Source organism: Moritella dasanensis ArB 0140 (genome assembly GCF_000276805.1).
GTDB lineage: Bacteria > Pseudomonadota > Gammaproteobacteria > Enterobacterales > Moritellaceae > Moritella > Moritella dasanensis.
In genome coordinates this window covers 99,355-118,739 of record NZ_AKXQ01000009.1, presented here as the reverse complement: position 1 = coordinate 118,739, position 19,385 = coordinate 99,355, and the positions used below count along the sequence as shown (strand labels likewise).

The following is a 19,385-nucleotide window of genomic DNA, read 5'->3' as shown; positions in this document are numbered from 1 at the left end:
ATGCTTATAAATAAACAATGCCGACATCACGTCGGCATTGTTATTACGTTACAGCGGACTAACAAGTCGCTTCATCACTAACTAATAAGTCGCTTCACGTTTTTCCGCTTCAGCTTCCCATTTTGGTACAAGTGTCTTCAAGAATTCTGCTTTCTCTTTGTTCATCTTGTCCATGTCCATACCTAGTGCCTGTTGTGCAAGTTCTTTGGTTGAGATATCTGGTATCTCGATTGGATCGGTAATGCCTTTTTTCGCAAGTAGACGAATTAATTGAGTTCGCGCATCTGTTGCACGGTCTAAAGCGGTGCCTAATACACGCAAGGCTACTTCTGGCGCATGCATATGCACACCATGAGATGCAATTGCATAATCCCAACGCCATTGTGCATGGCGGATATTGAGTTGGATCTCATCCATTTCAGCTTGCGTTGCGCCTGCGTCCCATGCTGCTTTTGCTTCAAAATGTGCTGCAATGATTTGCTTTTCAGCCAACAACTTCATCTCTGTTACTTGCTCTTTACGTGTTTTAACTACATCTTGGAGCATTTCTTTACTCTGTGTATGGCAGGTTGCACAGGTATCTTCGAAACGATCAAACGGGTTACCCACTTTATGATCGGTGAATACCGTACCATCAGCATTTTTCACTTTCGGCATATGGCAATCAACGCAGGTGACGTTGTTTTTACCGTGGATGCCTTCACGCCATGTTTCATAACCTGGGTGTTGGGCTTTCAACATTGGCGTTTTAGACACTGAGTGCGTCCAGTCTTTGAAGCCAATTTCGTCATAGTACTCTTCCATTTGATCAACCGTGGTGCCTTTATCCCATGGGAATTTAACGGCTTTGGTTGGACCGGTGAAGTAATACTCAACATGGCATTGACCACAAACTTGTGCTTGTTTATCCAAACGACCTTGCTCCGAAAACGGCTTGCCAATGGTTTCCATTGCACGTTCTACGTGTGGGCGGGTCAGTTTAAGTGCCGGTTCACCATTTTTGAATGCGTCGCTACGAGTATCATGACAATCAGCACAACCAATCGCATTCACCACTTCAGCACCGCCTTTAGCCCATTTACCGCTAAAGTAAGCATCTTCACCATTTTCTTCGATAAAGCGTGCTACATCAGGGCCTTTACAGCTCCAACAAGACATAACCATAGGGCCATTTTTAGCATTCGTTGGTCCGCCTGTACGCAGAGTATTACGAATATCATCGATGGCATAGAAATGCCCACGGGCTTTATTATAGTCTTTAGAAAAGCCATAACCAGCCCACATGATGACCATATTGGGATCACCTTGTAGTGCGTCTTCTAATTCTTTACTTTCACTGGTCGCTTTCCAAGTCTTGTATTGATCCGGGTGCGCTTGTTGAAACTTTTCGTTACGAGGTTCTAATTTTTCTGTTACTTGATCTGCAGCAAACACAGATGTACTCATACTAAGTAACAGTGTTGCTAATACAACGACTGCGCCTGACGTTGGTTTAAGCGTTTTATATAAACTAACCATGTTGTCTCCAATTTATAATTATTTAGATTGACCAAGCGTTGTGAGAGAGGCAATAAATAAAAATCGGAACGTAATTATATTTTTTAATTTAATCTTTATGTTCAAGTTAGACTGATACTTTTTAGATATGATTAAATAATATAAATACCGTATTTAAAATATCTTAAAATTGCTTCTCTATATATATTATTCGGTTATTACTGGCGCGTTTGTTGTTTTCGATCAAGTTATGAAATCGGTATTATTCGATTAATAAAAATTGCATGAAATTAAACCTATAAAGTGTGATCTATACACTAGATGACACGTCTTGACATTAACTTACATTTTAATAACAACTCATAATCTTTCTAAAACAGAATCTTATGCGTTTGTTGACGTATATCTCAAATATCATATTAACTCATTATGAGTACTCATCTAGGGGTGTCATATTTACACGTTTTAAAATATAGTGGCGTCGTTAAGCGTTGTGGCTGGCATTGTAAATAAGAATTATTATTAATAAGAATTAGTGTTACTCAGAAAATAAATAATAGTTAAGTTGAAATGATATTTAATTTAATAATTATTTTGTCTGAATAATTAAACTAACGAAAATTAAAATGTGTTTTTAATTAATACATATTTTTATAATTCTCATAGAAGGATGCAAAATGGGTAATGTAAAATTAGCCATACGTACAACGATTAGCTTTCTGCTCATCATATGTATCTATGGTTTGAATTTCAGTGTTGCTGCGGAGTCGTCAGACCACGATGCGTTAACTACAAGCGCTGATAGTCGACACCAAGTGACGTTTATTCGTGATAGTGATAATGCGTGTACGCAATGTCATAAAGACTCGAAAGAAACACGCCAAGGTACGCACGGTGAAAAAGCCACCGTTAAACTTGGTCGAGATCTTAAATGTGTTGAATGCCATAACACGATTGGTCCTGACCACCGCGAAAATGCCTCTCAAGTAACCACGTACTCTGCAGCGCAATCTGAAGTCGGCACGCATAAAAGCTTGCTTGATTTTGATGCGATCTTAAAAGCAACGGGTAATTGTACTGAATGTCATACATCAGAACGCCTACAAGAAAAAACCTGGGTACACGATGTACACGCTAAAAAAGCCACCTGTTCGTCTTGTCATGTGATCCATGCCGATGGTGAGAAAGAAGGCATGCAAGCGCTAGAACGTAAGGCTCAAATTGCGCAGTGCGTTGATTGTCATAAAGACTTTAACTTGATAAAAAAAGATAAGGGAGAATGACATGGCCTGTTCTAGACGTAATTTATTAATCGGTGCTGGTGCGGTGATTTTCACTACGGGTGTCGCTAAAGTCGCTTTAGCCAAAAAGTCATTAGTTGCTACGCAAGACGTTGGTGATAAACGCTACGGTATGGTTTTTGATGAAACCGCGTGTATTGGTTGTACTGCGTGTACAGATGCATGCCGTGAAACCAACAATGTACCAGAAGGTGTATCCCGTTTAACAATCGAACGGAGTGCGCCGATGGGCGAGTACCCTAATGTCGATTACACATTTACACGTGTTTCTTGTCAGCATTGCGATAATGCACCTTGTGTCACGGTTTGTCCTACGGGCGCTTCGTATGTGGATCTGAAAACCGGCATTGTAGATGTGCATAGTGATAAGTGTGTTGGTTGTGGTTATTGCTTAGCGGCTTGTCCGTATCAAGTACGATTCTTCCATCCGGAAACAAAATCTGCAGATAAATGTAATTTCTGTCGTGATACCAACTTGAAAGCCGGTAAATTACCAGCCTGTGTTGAATCATGCCCGACAAACGCATTAACCTTTGGTGATCTAAACGATCCGACGAGTGAAATAAACAAAGTCATTGCCAGTAATGCCGTTTATCGTTCGAAAATCGAGTTAGGTACCGAGCCAAAGCTGTATAAAGTGGCGGACACAAAAGGGGAGATAAAACGATGAATACATTTGTAAGTGCGTTTACGTTTGATTCTTTGGTCTGGGATTGGATCATTGCTATTTACCTATTTTTAACCGGCATGTCGGCAGGCATGGTATTAATTTCGATACATTTGAAGCGTAAGGTTATTGAAGGTAAAGCGTCTGCTAACGGTATTATCAAAGCAACGGCAATCTTAGCGCCGTTAGGGATCATCTCAGGTTTAACCATTTTGATCTTTCACTTAACCAAACCCTTGGCATTCTGGAAGATTTTAATTTACTTTAATACCAGTTCTGTCATGTCGATGGGCGTGATCTTGTTCCAAGTTTATATGATTATTTTATTTACTTGGATTGCCATTATGTTCAAGGATGAACTCGCTAACTTGCTGCAGAAATTATTCAAAGGTCGGTTGGCTTTTGTTAATCCGATTGTCGATAAACTAGCGAAACTTGAGAATGCAGTAGAACTATTGTTAGCACTGTTGGCTATCATGTTAGCGGCATATACTGGCTTTTTATTATCGGCATTGAAAACCTATCCGATGTTAAATAATCCGGTATTACCTGTGCTGTTTATCTTCTCTAGTGTGTCATCGGGTGCAGCGGCTTGTTTAATGCTAGGTATTGTTGGCTTCAAAGAATCGTTTCACAGTAAAAGTGTGCAATGGATCCACAGTATAGAACGTCCTGTTGTGGTGTTTGAGCTGTTTGTATTACTGACATTTTTTACAGGCCTTATCTTTGGTGGTGGTCAGAATGAAGTCGCAGCAATGGCCGCAATTGGCGGTGGATTCTGGGCAACTTGGTTTTGGTATGGTGTCGTTGGTGCGGGTATGTTAGTGCCACTGGCGCTTAACTTTTTTGTACCGACTCAAGCCCAACATAACAAGGCCTTTGTGTTATTAGTTACCTCGTTAAGTCTTGTTGGTGTATTAATGCTGCGTACATTTATTTTGTATGCTGGACAAATGACGGTTGTTTAATTAACGCTAAGCAAATAGTTTAAGTATTAGTTTAACTCTATGATAAGAGGGTCCATTAGGGCTCTCTTTATTCTTTATGATGAATGGATCCCTTTATGATCCCAGAAATTGGATTGTTTTCACTTATTCTTGGTACGTTGTGCGCTATTTTAGGTGCTGCTATTCCGCTGTTTGGTATTTTTACTAAACGACCACACCTTAATCGGTATTCGTGGGCATTAAGTTATGGTGCATTTGGCGCTGTGACGACGTCTATCTGCCTGCTCGCTTATAGCTTCACGCTTGATGATTTCTCTGTTACTTATATTGCTCAACATTCAAATTCTCAGTTACCGTTTTTTTTCAAAATAGCAGCGGTATGGGGCGGGCATGAAGGCTCGTTGTTATTTTGGGTATTCTCATTGTCGTTATGGTCGGCGGCGATAGCCTTTGTTAACCGCAACCATAATCAAGCATTTATCAGCCGAGTTCTCATTGTTCTAAGTTTATTAACCGCCGCGTTTGGGCTATTCACCTTATTGGCTTCGAACCCTTTTTCACGATTATTTCCGGTACCAATGCAAGGACGAGACTTGCATCCGATGTTACAAGACGTTGGGCTTATTTTTCACCCGCCGCTGTTGTACTTGGGTTATGTCGGATTTTCGGGCGCATTTGCTTTTGCTGTAGCAGCGTTAACGATGCCTGATATTAATATTCCTTGGCCACAGTGGAGTCGAGCTTGGACACTTGCAGCTTGGGTTATGCTCACCGGTGGTGTCGCACTGGGTTCTTGGTGGGCGTATTACGAACTGGGTTGGGGCGGCTGGTGGTTCTGGGATCCAGTAGAAAATGCATCATTGCTACCTTGGATAACAGGTACGGCTTTACTGCACTCTTTGATCGCCAGTGAAAAGCGGCAGGCGTTGATTAACTGGAGTTTGCTACTGTCGATATTTACCTTTAGTTTGAGTTTACTAGGCACCTTTGTCGTGCGCTCAGGGATCTTAACGTCTGTACATGCGTTTGCGGTAGATCCAACACGTGGACTCGTGCTGTTAGTTATCTTAGCCATTTGTGTGGTCGTGCCATTAACCTTGTTTATGCTACAAAGCGGGAAGATTAAACCGTTGCGGTTACAGAGCCTAGTCAGCCGGGAAGTGCTGTTTTTGGTTTTGAATAGTGTGCTAGTGGTGGCGACATTATCGGTATTACTCGGGACTTTTTATCCGATGATATTCCAAGTCTTTAATCTTGCAAGTATTTCTGTCGGTGCGCCTTTCTTTAACACTGTATTCGTGCCTCTGGCGCTATTGTGTTTTGTATTAATGACCATCGCGCCTTTCATTCATTGGCAAAAAACCAAGTTGGAAGGTCTAAAGGTTAAGTTGTTATTGGTGTGGATTTTGGCGGCAGTTGTCGGATTGCTCGCGAGTTACTTATTTAATGATAATTCGTCTGTGTTTGTCTCTTTGGTATTGATATTGTGCGCAGCTATGGTTACGTCGGCCTTTGTGGGAGGCGTGAGTATAGGGCATTTAGCCATGACGGTTGCCCATATTGGCGTTGCGGTCACAGCGGTTGGTATATTGCTTGTTAGTTATAATTCAACTGAGGTGAGCGCTAAGATGAGCCCGGGTAGTACAGTGGAACTTGGCGATCTAACCATTCATTACCGTGCTACAGAATGGCTGGTTGCGGCTAATTACACGGCTGAACAAGCGTTACTCGATGTCGTCGATGCAGACGGTAATATCGTCCAGTTGAAACCTCAAAAACGTCATTATCCAGTGCGGGTGATGAATATGAGTGAACCCGCGATCCATTCAACTTGGCTGCGCGATATTTATATCACCATGGGTGAGAAAATTGGCCGCAATGCTTATGCGATACGAATACAGCATAAAGCATTTATAAACTGGCTATGGGCTGGCAGTCTAATGATGATGCTTGGTGGTATTTTAGCGATAGGACAGCGTTATGAAAGAACATAAATTAATGCTAATAATACCGAGTCTGATAGGACTGTTGTTTGTCGCTTCAATGATGTTCGCGCTAACGGCTCAAGAAAGACAAGTAACTCCCTCGGTGTTAGTTGGTAAAGCGATGCCCGAGTTTAAGGTAAGAAGTTTAGAGTCTAAAGCTGATTGGCTAGACAATACTATCCTGAAAACGGATAAATCGTTCACCTTGCTAAATGTCTGGGCTTCATGGTGCGCTGTGTGTCAAAGCGAGCATGATTTTTTGATGAACCTAGCCAGTAAAGATAATATCCGTATTGTCGGTCTAAATTACCGTGACGACAGGGACGCAGCGAACCATGTTTTAACCATGCTTGGCAGTCCTTATGTTGCAACTATCTTTGATCCGCAAGGTCATTTAGCACTGGATATAGGCGTTATTTCTACACCCGAGACCTATCTATTGGATAAGCAAGGCATCGTGTTGTTTCGTTATTCTGGTGCATTGGATGAAGCGGCTTGGCAAGATTACTTCAAACCGTTAATTGTAGATCTAAATTAACCAAGCACTCAATCAATTAAGCAATTAACTAAACAAGCAGCAAAGTAAGGAACAAGTGAAATGAAGTTGTCATCGGTGTATGTTTTTATTGTCGCGCTGTTCGTGGTTTACCCTTTATCTGCGCAGAATCAAAGAGAAAGTAGCAGCTTATCTGACACTGAATCAACGCAATCGGTAGAGATATTTTCGTTTGATTCTATTGAGCAACAAAATCGGGCGATACATTTAGCGCGCCAATTGCGTTGTCCTCAATGTCAGAATCAGAACTTAATGGAATCGAATTCGCCGATAGCCAAAGATTTACGACTAAAAGTATATTTAATGGTGAGCGAGGGGAAAACAGATCCACAAGTGATTGATTTTATGACTAGTCGTTTTGGTGATATGGTGTTGTATAAACCTAAATTTGAACCACGAACGTATGTATTGTGGCTCGGACCTGTGTTTCTGATGTTGTTATTTGGTTGGTTAGGTTATCGTAAAGTCACGGCGTCGATAGTGGATTGATGCGGGGCTTAGTTTAGATTGATTAGTGTCGATTTTTAACGAACACCCAAATTATAAGGTTATTTGGGTGTTCGTTATGATTTTAGCCGTTATCAAAACTAGTTAGACAGTGATTTACTTGCCGTCTTTTCAAGCATTAAGATAAGCGCAATTGCAGCAAGCATAGCAACGATAGCATAAGCTAATAATGCCGGTTGGCCGGTGACTTGTTCGAAGCTAAATGGCGACAGATTACGCTCTAGCAATGGCACTTCAAGCCCACTTGAGTTCGTACGCCACGTTAATGTCTCTTTCCACGGCCATACTTTACCCAGCGTACCGATCATTAATCCAGTTAAAAACGTCAACGCGATATCGCGGTAATGTTTTAGTACCCATGTCAGCACATGCGAGAATGACAAAATACCAATGGCACAACCAGCAGCAAACGTACCCAGGGTGATAATGTCGAGAGACTTTGCTGCAGCAAGAATAGGGGTGTACATCCCTAACATCAACAGAATAAAGCTACCTGAAACGCCCGGTAAGATCATTGCACAAATGGCAATTGAACCTGCAAGTAAGATATTGATTGATGTCGGTTCAAGGTTAAGTGGTTGCAGCACGGTAATGCTATAAGCAAAACCAATACCTGCAAGCACAGCCACAAAACGGCTGACTTTCCAGAACTCGACCTGTTTAAACATGTGGTTGACCGAGATGATGATTAACCCGAAGAAAAAAGACCACAGTGGAATAGGGTGGGTGTTTAGCATCCAAGTAATAACGCGCGCTAGTGTTAAAATACTGGTTAGAATCCCTGCCAATAATACGATCAAGAATGTACCATTGATATAATCAAACGCAGCTTTTAGACCATCATTGCGGATCATACCGATAAGGCTAGGGGTAATACGACTAATACTGCCTAGCAGCGTATCGTAAATACCGGTAATGAAAGCGATAGTACCGCCTGACACACCTGGAACCACGTCTGCAGCGCCCATTGCCATGCCTTTTAGAAAGGTAGAAAATTTACTCATGATTTTACGTCTACTTTATTGATTAAAGGATAAATTTGACAGCATTATAAACTGTTTGAGTGAAAAAAATGTCATAACAGTAAATACTTTTTTGCATTTAATGAAAAGAATCTTAATCTCGCTAAATAACGGCTCGGTCATAAAATGCTTGCTGACAGCTTGAATGCCAACTTTAATTACTAATATAGCATTTACCATCAACCATCACACTTATTGCCGTTATTTTTACCCAACTGTGATATCAACTAAATATTTAATAACATTGTATATTAAATGTCATATTCTTCAATTAACCTCAAATCCGCTATATCAATAATCAAAGGATTTGATGTGAATATACTAAAAAATGTCATAACAACTACTTGCTTCACTTGTGTGATGAGCGCTACTGCTCTTGCCGACAGTGATATCTATCTGACTAATAATTCTAATCAAGCGATGTCAGTTACAGTCAACCATACCGGTTCTGATTTACTCCAAGAAGGTTCTGAGTGGCAACAACACGCACAGACACTTAAACCGTGGGAAACCAAAATGGTGCTAAGTTTTAATCGCTGGGAAGGTATAAAGTCAGGCGATAACTACCAGTTTGAAACGTTAGTGACCAATGAAAATGGTGAGTCGCTGTCTTTATTACAACAAGTGAAAGGTTATTGGTACAAATCGTCACTCGAACACGGCGCGAGTGCCAATGATCTCGCGTTGAACTGGGCGGATGATCGCGATACTTACCGCTACTTATCTCAATATAATAGCAACAGTACAAGCACTGAAATTGCGTTTAAAGCCAGTGCCACGGGGCGTTATGATGATATACATTATACGATCACGCCGCAAAAAATGGATGAGCAGCCTGAACATGATGGCAACGCGCTGAAAGTGATGTCATATAATGTATGGGCTCTGCCTGTGATAGCGTCGCATATAGGCAAACGTTTGCAGGAAATACCTGAGCATGTGAAAGGTTATGATGTACTGATGCTACAAGAAGTATTTGCTGCTGGTCGAGGTGCTTTCTTACGTGATCTTGCCAAGGAATACCCGTATCAAACCAAGATGTTAGATAAATCTGGTGTAAATGTTTACGACGGTGGCGTCACTATTGTAAGTCGCTATCCGATAGTTAACGAAGGGCAATATGTTTACCCTGACTGCTCTGGCACTGATTGCTTTGCCGACAAAGGCGTAAATTATGCTGAAGTGATCAAAAATGGTAAGGCTTATCATGTTTTAGCAACGCACACCGCGTCGTTTGATACCGATACCGCACGTGATTATCGTCAACGTCAGTTCAGTCAGATGCGTGAGTTTGCTCATACACAAAATATCCCAGTCACAGACACCGTGGTTTATGGTGGTGATTTTAATGTGAATAAACGTAAATTCCCTACGGACTATCAACAGATGTTTGTGAATCTTAGTGCTGATGAACCGGAATATGCTGGTTATACAGAGTCAACATTTGACCCTCGTATCAATGCTTTTGCTGGCAGTGCATTATCGGGTGGTAAAAATATTGAATACCTTGATTATATCGTCGTAAGCAATGAATTTGCGCAGCGTAATGAAAACATAAACACAGTGAAAGTACCCCGTACCACGGTCGCTAGTTTATGGGAACATTGGAATTTGTCCGATCATTTCCCCGTTAAAGCGGAGATCCGTTAATGCGGGTTCGGTTATTTTTGGTAAGCGCTGCCTTTGCTGGCAGTGTTTATTTTTTCATTTCGAGTGAAAATGAACTGAATGGGGATAAGCAAAGTGAAGCGGCTCCGTTATCATCTGCTCTCGCCAATTCAACATTAAAACAGCCTGGTGTAGTATCAAATACAACAAGTAAAAACATAAAATTAAGCAGTATGAAAGCAGAAGCGGCTTCGTTACTGCAATCAGCACAAGGGCAAACGTTAATAACAGCGTTAACGGCATTTTGGCAGCAATGTAATCAGGAGCCTCATTGTGATGACATGTTACTCCAACAGCAGTTGTTACTTGATGAAGATCGGTATCAGTTATTACTTAATTTTCCTGAATCTTTGCAAGAAGAACAACGCTTGATGGGTGCGTCGTTAATCAGTCACGATACTAGCTTGGCTGATAAAATAGCCAACGTTCAAGCCATTCGTGAACAAGTATGGGGTGAAGATGCAGCCTTGTTATTCAAGCAACAAGATGATTATTATGATTACCGCTTGTCGCTATTGGATCCTGATAGTCGTTTCAACCGGAGTCAGGATGCTGATGACTTTATTAGCGAATACAATAAAATGTTGGTAGAACAAGGCGATGACTTAACTCGCGTTGCTTTAAGCACTGATACCGCTAAGTATGAAGAAGCGTTGAAATTAATCCCTTCGACAATGCCAGAAGATCAAGCTGTACGTATTAAGGATGAGCTGGGGTCGCAATACCTGACTGCTAACGAGCAACAATCTATTCGTCACCGAGAGCAACAAATTGATGCCCAAAACCAGGACGTAACAGATTACCAGCAAGGATTAAATCAACTTCAGACGAACCTTTCTAATGAACGAGACACGACTAAAAAACAGATGACTAGTGCAGATTGGCACGCTTATAAAGCGGAGCAGTTGTATCAATATCGACTTAATTTTTTTGGTCCTTAAGTGCTAGGTAAACATCTCCGCCACATTCAGCTTTGCTCAAGCAGCCAATGGTATGCCGATCAAAAATTGGTGTAAATAAAGTATAAATGCACCAGTTAATACTCCGCCAACAATGATCGCGATAATGTCGTTTATGCCGTTCGGTTTAAGTCCTGGGATAACGCGTGATGTTCTCTTTTTCATCGAGATCCTCGCTGCTGCTGCCCAAATGATGAATGCGCCGAAAAGTATAATATCGGCCAACATACCGTTGACGAGTAGATGACTTAATGCCCATAATTTTACCGCGATGAGTTGAGGATGCTTGGTTACTTGTTTTATTTTTCCGGGAAGGTAAGGCGCGACAAAAAGTATCATCGCTGGCAACATCAATAAGTAAGTCAGATGCTTAAACCAATAAGGTGGAACATAGAGAAGTACAGGCTCTAATCTAAGGGCTGCATAGCCGTTGGCGATAAGTACGATACCTACAACTGATATGAGTGAGTAGATAATTTTCCATCCATTTTCGCTTTTGGTGGCCATTCTGTTTCTGAAGTCTTCGGCAATGATTGATATTGAATGAATTCCGAGAAATAGGAATAAGCCTGTGATTAAACTGAACATAAAATATTTCCTTTTAAGTTTACAAATTAAATTTCACGATAACCTTGTTTAAGATAACTAACATTGTGTGAAATCAAATTGCGCGCAATTAAAGTGAGGTGGGTTACTCATCGCAGTATTTCTGCCCGTTACGGTTGTGACAAAAGTAGCAAAATCCACAATTAAAATTAGTTTAATTTGGTGTAACTTTACATCACTTATTGGAAAGTGTATAAATGTTTTAAGTGTAGAGTCATTACTCTAATTTACGCGCTGTAAAGGAATGACAAGTGAATAAAATAAAAACACTCTTAGCTATCGTCGCTGTCTTTGCTTGTGTATTGATTGGTAAAGTGAATGTCTATGTTAAATTTATTTAATTAAATCAATAAAATAACTTAATTGGTCTTGTTAAGTAGAATTTCAAAATGAAAAATAAAATACAAGGATGCCCATGAAAAAAATTATAACCAGGTTATTGTTGATTGTACTCGTTGTACTTTCTCCCATTCTCTATGTTCTTTATACATTTGCTTTTACCGGCCCTATATCAGATGAAGAATTTCAGAAAAACCTTCCTGAAATAGTAAACAACCTTGAAGTTAAATTTGACGGTGAAGGTGACGAGACCTTAGTGTTTATTCACGGTTATCCTGACAGTTTGGAGCTTTGGGACAAACAGGTCGAGTATTTAAAAGACGATTATTCGATTGCTCGATTCACTCTTCCTGGGTTTGAGTTAGAAGATAATGGAGAAAGACCGCATTATAATATCAAGCAGATCAGAATGATTATAAACGCTTTCATCAAAGGTTTAAATAGAGACAATGTCACTGTTCTGGCCCACGATTGGGGTGCTGTTTATGCTTCTCAGTATCTTAAGAAAAATGACCTAGTCGATCGACTGGTATTATTTGATATCGGTAGCTTTGGAGCAGAAAAACGCCCAACGATCAATGTTAAATATACTTTTGCACTTGCTGTTGCTTGGACTTTACCTGAGTACCTCGGAGATAAGTTAGCATTGTATACGGCTGATAAAATTTTAAAAATTGAAGATGTAGATCCTAATAAAACCATCGCCGATTTGCGTTCAGATCCCCGTATGACTTATCCATACTGGCATTTATGGAACTCTGTATTGACGAAAAGTACAACAAAAGCGACAAAGATAGAAGATTATGGCACGCCTTTCTTGTTTATGTACGGAAAGGACAAAAAAGTCTGGTTCCATGCTAAAAGCTGGGAAGCACAGTTACAAGAACAACATAAGGGACAAGTTGAAGTTCTACCTGGCGGTCATTGGTTTATGCAATCTTCGCCTGACCTGGTTAATAAAAAGCTCGAAAATTGGTTAAACTCTAACTAAAGAAAAAATAGCTGGCCACTTGCTTACTCATTTATCGATGGTTTTGCAGTGGCGCAGTGAATTAACTTAATCCTAATCCTTTTTATCTAATTCACTGAAATCGATACCGCGTTCAATTGCAAATGCACGCATTGCACGTAGGTTTGTCGCATTTTCTGATAGATGCGCAGCAACCGAGCGTAGTAGGTTTGCTGCAACCATTGCATCATTTTCGATTACGGCGATTAACTCACTGGCACCTATGCGTAAAAATACGCTGTCTTCTATCGCAATCAAATCTAATAGACGTGGCGCGTTGTGGATGACGGCTAAATCACCGATTAATCGGCCTGGTAAAATTGCGGTTACCAAACGTTGCTCGACTGCCGTTGCTGGCCAGTATAAACCAGCGGATCCCTTAACACAGAGGTAAGAAGCATCAGCTTCTTCTCCCGCACTAAAGATCACTTGGCCCGCTTTTACTTTGTACCATTGCGCACTAAAGGCGAGTAGGCGTTGCTGTTTTAGATCAATCTTAGCAAATAATTCTGTCTGCGCGACCACCCGTATTTTTCGGTTTAAATCCTGACGCGCATCTTCATCTTGTAGATCATCCTGACGCTGTGCACCATCAATTCGGCCATCAACAATTTCAACAAACAAATCGAATTTTTCTGGATGATGAAATGTGTTTTCAATGAAAATAATGGTGGTATCAGGCATCAATTTACTAATACGTTCACGCGTCAACGCGCGGGCATCAGCATCGTGGCTCGCCAATGCACTTCGAAGGATCAGCAGATCAGGTTTTTTGATCCCCGCGCGGCTGAACGCCACACGTTCTCTGAACACTGCCGGTAAGTTTTCTCCACCTTGCGTTGTTGCCACATCATATATAGATTGTGCGACCAACCGTCTTAGACCATGTTCTGTCAAGACATCAACAACTGTATCCTCAACTAACTTTGCTCGATTACCGGCCAAACTCGAAACGCGACCATAAATGGCATTGCCAAGAACAGACATAACAGGGAAATATTGTAGCGGGTCGATTGGAATGAACAAACCACCGAATTTTTCGACCATGTCTTTAGAATTCTTTATTCTAATTTGCAAAATCTGCTCTTTAAATGCATCTGTGAACCCTGGGCCAATCTGCTCGGCGGAAAACGCAAAAGATACCGTCAGCATTAGGGAAAAATCTTCAGGGGCTAATCCGCTGTCACCAACCAAGCGTCTTTTCGCTACAATCACTCGGAGGCGATGATAAAGGTCTTCATCCATATTCAAACGGCGAAACAATGGATGGTCAGTACCGTCGGTACCAAACGTAGCTGAAAGCCCTTCGATGACAGTGGCAGACATTTTTGCAAGATAGTCAGCAATGCCTTCGTCTTGTAACAGTTGAACAAAATTATCCTCTTGTGACAAGGTTACTTGTGTCAGCACTTTTGTCGTCACAGCATAAAGCAAGTTGCTACCTAAAGGGGACACAGGATTGAATTTTTCAGGGTCAAAGGCATGCACGATATCATCGACACCTGCTTGCGTTAATCGCTTGGCTATTTCTGGGCGTAAACGCACGATCGCTTCTGCGAGTTCTTGCTGGGATTCAGGATCAAGACGCGATTGCAAACCTCGGCGCACAATTATATCGTCAGTCCCCATTGCTTCTACCAACTGGAACCACCAATCTTTAATCTCATCACACGACTGAAACCCGGCTATTTGAGGCGCTATCCAGTCCGATTCAAACGGGTCGACACTGTTACCTGCGCGTGCAGACTCTTGTTGCCAATCTGTCATATCAACCGAAATATCCGCGCCTAATGCAGGCTCATAATTAAAGGGCATTAACAGGTTTTCACCGAGCGTGCCTTGAAAAATGTGCGGATTGGAATTGGCATAGCCGATGCGATTGGCGAGTACTGTTTGATGTAAGTCATTCATGTTATGACCTGCTATCTGCACCGACCCCCTGTATGGGATTACTTCACGGGTTAATATATCAGCAAACGCAAGCGCCGCAGACTCGCTGTTGGTCTGAATCGCAACGCGTGCGCCTTTGGGGATGCTTAAGTTAATATCTTCGAGTACTGAATGGTTAAGGTCGTCACGCACAGTTACATTCTTCAGCTCAATGTCACCATGAAGACTGGTAAACGTATCAGGTTCGCCATCAAATAACGCATCGTTCACTAACGTTTTTGACGTGAAGCGTTCGGTGACGACTTCCCAGCGTAACGCCATATCTTGAGTTTGATTGTAATAAGTCAGTAATTCTTTCCAAGGTGATGATAGATCTTTGTATGCTGCAAGTGCGGCCACGAGAGCACCGACAGTGATCTCCCCTTGAATTGCCAAATAACCACCCACTGAATAGAAAAAGAAGGGGGTTAATTGATTGATGAAGTTGTTTAAGAACTTCATGAAGAATTTCTTCTGATAAATTTCGAAGCGGATACCGAACAATTTACCTAAACGATTGGAGAACAAGGACAGTCTATGACGTAATCCACCGTTAGTACGAATATCACTGACGCCAGCAGCCGTTTCGCCAATATCTGCGGCTAATTTACGTATTTCCTGAATTCTAGCTTTATTTAATAAATTAATCTGACGTTGTAACTTAGGAATTATCCATGCCTGTAAGGGAATTAGGGTGATGGATGCAAGGCCAAACCAGAAACTTTGTGCAAATAAGAAGGCAAGAATAGTTAACATCTGCCCAGCTTGAAGGATAGGGCGTGACAACATATCGCCCATCAATGATCCCATTGGTTCCGCTTCAGAAGTTACCATCGACACGAGCTCACCTTGGCTGGTGGTGCGGAAATATGAGCGAGGGAATCTTAAAATTCGAGTAACCATTTGAAAACGAAATCGTCTTAATAAGCGCTCAGCTAAGACCCCTTTCAAGGTGTTTAGCTTCATCTTCAATAAACCATTGGCTAATACTGCAATTAAAAAGCCAACACAAAGCACCATTAAAAACTCGGTTTGACTGAGTATCACACCGAGTACTGTGACATCTTCGCCCGTGCCACCAATCGCATCGTTGATGATGCGTTTAGGGAGCTCCAGCGATATGTAGAGGATCGGAAACGTTAGGAGCGTGACAGCTGATAGAATCAACTGATTTCGTTTTGAATATTTCCAGATAAACTGAAAAAGGCTCTTTTCCATTTTCGATCTCCTCTTGATGGGTTATTTATGAAAATGCTTTAATTAGTATTTTAATGGCGATGAAGCTATTATTTATCGAACGTCTTATTTTGCTTGAAGTGCCATTGTAGCCATTTTCATGATGCTTTCAAATGACGCTGCACCGGCAATAAATAAACCGTTATGGCAGAACATCGCATCATCAAGACCCGTTACGTCTTTAAACGCCTGTTCTGATAAACCGGCCCATGGTTTCGGCAGTGACTTTCTATCTTCGAATGAACCGAGTTCAACCGGTACTGCTTGAATAGTCCATTTACCAGACTGAGATGGATAAACCATGAATAAAGCTTCAGGCGCTAAGTTTAAAACCGTTGTTTTCCACGGTGTATATTGCGTTAATACAATTACTTTTGGATCGTTGGCGTTATTAATCGCTTCAGCGACAATATCTTTTGCATTAATGCCACCTGCAGCAGATGCAATGAAGCGTGTTAAAATACGCGATGCAAAAGCAACGGCTTCATCAAAACAGCCATCAAAATCACCTTCTTCTTGCCACGTAGGGTTAAACATTGAAATCGTTTGGCTAAGGCTAATGCCTTGAGCAACACCTTCAACATGACCGCAATCGATGGCGTCAATCGTAGAGACTAAACCGGCGTCGACAGAATCGGCGATCTCTTGGTTGCCTTGACATATTTCTAAGCCATATTTCTGCCAAACTAACCCAAAAGAAGAGTAGGGAATACCATTTTCGCGCTGGCCTGCACCACCACGTTGATGATGATCAAAACGACCGGTATCAGGATCATATTCACCACCGACATCGATCACAATATCAGCTTCGCCAATCACGCTTAAATCACGTGTACGGACGAGCTTGAAAGAAGGAAAAATCTGCTTCAGTGTTGCGATACTGAAAACATCATCTGCATGAAATTTACCGTTGTGAGTTGCTATTGTTTTATCATTCATTTTTATAGTGTCATTTTAGAAAGGGATAAGGAGATGTTGCACATTATATGCAACATTAAATTTTATTAAAGCTCATTAAACTATAGCCCGTTAAGCTAAAGTTCATTGAATTGGTCTAGCCATTCGGTAAACGATGGTGATACGTGCGTCACGGTACCAGCGCTATAGTCAAAAAACCATACCGGCGCATCTGCGTTGTTACGCTCACAATCGCTAAGCTTGAAACAAAACATGTTGCCCTTACAATCAGAGGCAAACAAAACATGGCCCTTTGGCATGCCACTCATTTCATACAGCTGTGAGAGTGACGCTACATCGTCTAGGCTTAAGAAGTCTTGTACTTCAGAAACATCTGAATTTAAATCGCAAATTTTAGTCAGCACATTAGGTGTGTGAACCAAGCCATAAGTAGATATTAAATACTTATATGAGTCTGGTAAAACACCTTTTAATTTTAGTTCAAGCTCTGCAATATCATCAATATTTATTGGTACCATGGCGTTTTTACTGCCCCAGTTTTTTACAAATTGATCAATGCTATTCATTTAGAAATACTCCAAGACCGATAAGGCTTATCACCGTAATTGACGATGAAAACTGTCTTATTTTTATAATAAAAACAAGATACACAGGATAGTCATATGATTCAATTAATTATTGATTTATCGATTATTTGAAAGCTGCAATCTAGAGATAGTTTAAATTTCAGTACACTTCCTATATAGTTTTATCTATACCGCTTTATTTGTATCGTTTGAACATTACCACATTGATTACCACTGGAATGAGAGTTTACTTATGGCTGAGTTATTTAAAGACGTTTATTGCCCTGCATTTTATGATCAATTTTCGGGGGTATTAGCTAAGGTATTACCTGAGTTTGATACGGTGAAGTTTAACCAGTTAATCTTTACTGACGACTTTGTAGAGTATGAATTAAAGCAGCGCATGCATCATACCGCCGCAGTCTTGCATCACTTTATGCCTGTTGATTTTAGTATCGCCGTAGACGAACTTAAAAACATCATTCAGGAATTGCGCAAGCAGGGGATTAAAGAGCAAAGTCTCGAATATATGTGCTTGCCTGCTTACATCGAAATGTATGGACTTGATGATTACGACAGCGCAATTGATGGCTTTGAATTTGTCACGCAATATACCAGCTGTGAGTTTGCCGTTAGACCTTTTATCATACGTTATACCGAAAAGATGTTAGCGCAAATGTTGGCATGGACAACACACGAAAGTCGTCATGTACGCCGATTAGCCACTGAAGGTTCTCGACCTCGACTGCCGTGGGCGATGGCATTGCCTGCATTAAAGAATGATCCAGCGCCTTTACTGCCTATTTTAACTGCATTGAAACAAGATGACTGTGAAGTAGTGAGGCGCAGTGTGGCGAATAACCTTAATGACATTGCCAAAGATAACAGTGATGTCGTGGTCAAAATTGCAACGCAGTGGTTAGGAAATAACACCCTGACAAACAAACTCGTGAAACACGCGTGCCGCACTTTACTCAAACAAGCCCAGCCTGAAATTATGGCGTTGTTTGGTTTTCAACAAGACCTGATAAAACTCACTGCAATGGCCATCACGACACCGGTCGTTAAGGTCGGAGATAAGCTTAATTTTAATTTTTCGATTGAAAATACCAGTCATAACGCCCAGAAGTTACGTTTAGAATACGGCCTGTATTACCTGAAGAAAAATGGCAGCTTAGCGCGGAAAGTATTTAAAATTAGTGAACGGGTGATAGCCGCGAACACGCAAGAACAGATTAGCCGACACCAAAGCTTTAAAGTGATTAGCACTCGGGTATTTCATTTAGGGATTCACAAACTGACTATCATCATTAATGGTCAAGAATGTGGGGTCGGTTCACGTCAAGAGGCATTACATAGTTTTGAACTAATAGAAAGTTAGCGTTCAAAAAACGTAAATATCTTTATATTTTGTTATTTATACGGTTGTTATAACCAAATAAGACTGTATTTACAGATTAATTTATAATAACCGTGATATAAATCGCTTGCATCCAAATTACATTTAAATTACATTATCGCCACTAAATCGAGCTCCTCGATTATTTTGTTTTTATATGGACTTTAAAAGACAGTGATACAAATCATTAATCACACATTTCGTATTTGCCTACCGTACCTCTGATCTCTGATTAGCGCGAGCACTTTACAGTTTCGCCTAAAATCTAGCTTTT

At 41.0% G+C, this 19,385-nt stretch carries 16 protein-coding genes; 10 read left to right on the top strand and 6 right to left on the bottom strand.

Translation table 11 applies throughout. The annotated features are described in order from the left end of the window. Nucleotides 1-81: 81 nt before the first annotated feature. Nucleotides 82-1,518 (bottom strand): ammonia-forming nitrite reductase cytochrome c552 subunit, encoded by a 1,437-nt coding sequence (nrfA, locus tag A923_RS0109445; protein WP_017221428.1) that lies wholly within the window; start codon nt 1,516-1,518, stop codon nt 82-84. Nucleotides 1,519-2,174: 656 nt separating this feature from the next. On the opposite strand from nrfA, the gene A923_RS0109440 reads away from it, so the two are divergent. The 6 genes from A923_RS0109440 to nrfF all read left to right on the top strand — a co-directional run bounded on the left by A923_RS0109440 (nt 2,175) and on the right by nrfF (nt 7,442). After that, nucleotides 2,175-2,780, top strand: a complete 606-nt coding sequence (locus tag A923_RS0109440) for a multiheme c-type cytochrome (RefSeq protein ID WP_017221427.1) — start codon at nt 2,175-2,177, stop codon at nt 2,778-2,780. Nucleotide 2,781: 1 nt separating this feature from the next. Continuing rightward, complete coding sequence (gene nrfC, locus A923_RS0109435; RefSeq protein WP_017221426.1) at nt 2,782-3,468, top strand: cytochrome c nitrite reductase Fe-S protein; 687 nt, start codon at nt 2,782-2,784, stop codon at nt 3,466-3,468. Further along, entirely contained in the window at nt 3,465-4,433 is a 969-nt protein-coding gene (nrfD, locus tag A923_RS0109430; protein ID WP_017221425.1) for a cytochrome c nitrite reductase subunit NrfD, read from the top strand. Before nrfC ends, nrfD begins: the two co-directional genes overlap by 4 nt. Before the next feature lie 95 nt (nt 4,434-4,528). Next, on the top strand, nt 4,529-6,406 hold the full coding sequence (locus A923_RS0109425; protein WP_017221424.1) for a heme lyase CcmF/NrfE family subunit: 1,878 nt from the start codon (nt 4,529-4,531) through the stop codon (nt 6,404-6,406). Further along, nucleotides 6,393-6,935 carry a DsbE family thiol:disulfide interchange protein gene (locus tag A923_RS0109420; RefSeq protein WP_017221423.1) on the top strand — a complete coding sequence of 181 codons (543 nt, stop codon included), beginning with the start codon at nt 6,393-6,395 and terminating at the stop codon, nt 6,933-6,935. Before A923_RS0109425 ends, A923_RS0109420 begins: the two co-directional genes overlap by 14 nt. Before the next feature lie 60 nt (nt 6,936-6,995). After that, nucleotides 6,996-7,442 carry a heme lyase NrfEFG subunit NrfF gene (nrfF, locus tag A923_RS0109415; protein WP_017221422.1) on the top strand — a complete coding sequence of 149 codons (447 nt, stop codon included), beginning with the start codon at nt 6,996-6,998 and terminating at the stop codon, nt 7,440-7,442. Nucleotides 7,443-7,540: 98 nt separating this feature from the next. Here the strand turns inward: nrfF and A923_RS0109410 are convergent, their stop codons facing one another. After that, nucleotides 7,541-8,464: a polyprenyl-phosphate transporter gene (locus A923_RS0109410; protein ID WP_026006168.1), complete on the bottom strand. Its 924-nt coding sequence runs from the start codon at nt 8,462-8,464 to the stop codon at nt 7,541-7,543. A gap of 330 nt (nt 8,465-8,794) precedes the next feature. On the opposite strand from A923_RS0109410, the gene A923_RS0109400 reads away from it, so the two are divergent. Next, entirely contained in the window at nt 8,795-10,132 is a 1,338-nt protein-coding gene (locus A923_RS0109400) for a sphingomyelin phosphodiesterase (RefSeq protein ID WP_017221419.1), read from the top strand. Next, nucleotides 10,132-11,091, top strand: coding sequence for a hypothetical protein (locus A923_RS0109395; protein ID WP_017221418.1), 960 nt, complete (start codon nt 10,132-10,134; stop codon nt 11,089-11,091). The genes A923_RS0109400 and A923_RS0109395 overlap by 1 nt, the downstream gene beginning before the upstream one ends. A 36-nt stretch (nt 11,092-11,127) precedes the next feature. On the opposite strand, the gene A923_RS0109390 is transcribed toward A923_RS0109395, so the two are convergent. Beyond that, entirely contained in the window at nt 11,128-11,697 is a 570-nt protein-coding gene (locus tag A923_RS0109390) for an NnrU family protein (protein ID WP_017221417.1), read from the bottom strand. A gap of 433 nt (nt 11,698-12,130) precedes the next feature. Between A923_RS0109390 and A923_RS0109380 the strand changes: the two genes are divergently transcribed. Further along, entirely contained in the window at nt 12,131-13,045 is a 915-nt protein-coding gene (locus A923_RS0109380; RefSeq protein WP_017221415.1) for an alpha/beta fold hydrolase, read from the top strand. 72 nt (nt 13,046-13,117) lie between these two features. Here the strand turns inward: A923_RS0109380 and A923_RS0109375 are convergent, their stop codons facing one another. The 3 genes from A923_RS0109375 to A923_RS0109365 form a co-directional block, all read right to left on the bottom strand. Further along, complete coding sequence (locus tag A923_RS0109375) at nt 13,118-16,210, bottom strand: ABC transporter transmembrane domain-containing protein (RefSeq protein ID WP_017221414.1); 3,093 nt, start codon at nt 16,208-16,210, stop codon at nt 13,118-13,120. An 84-nt stretch (nt 16,211-16,294) separates the two neighbouring features. Beyond that, a complete protein-coding gene (locus A923_RS0109370; RefSeq protein ID WP_017221413.1) occupies nt 16,295-17,167 on the bottom strand; it encodes an MYG1 family protein in 873 nt (290 codons plus the stop codon). A 95-nt stretch (nt 17,168-17,262) separates the two neighbouring features. After that, entirely contained in the window at nt 17,263-17,712 is a 450-nt protein-coding gene (locus A923_RS0109365; RefSeq protein WP_017221412.1) for an SMI1/KNR4 family protein, read from the bottom strand. A gap of 253 nt (nt 17,713-17,965) precedes the next feature. On the opposite strand from A923_RS0109365, the gene A923_RS0109360 reads away from it, so the two are divergent. Continuing rightward, nucleotides 17,966-19,093 (top strand): DNA alkylation repair protein, encoded by a 1,128-nt coding sequence (locus A923_RS0109360; protein ID WP_017221411.1) that lies wholly within the window; start codon nt 17,966-17,968, stop codon nt 19,091-19,093. The last annotated feature ends 292 nt before the right edge of the window (nt 19,094-19,385 follow it).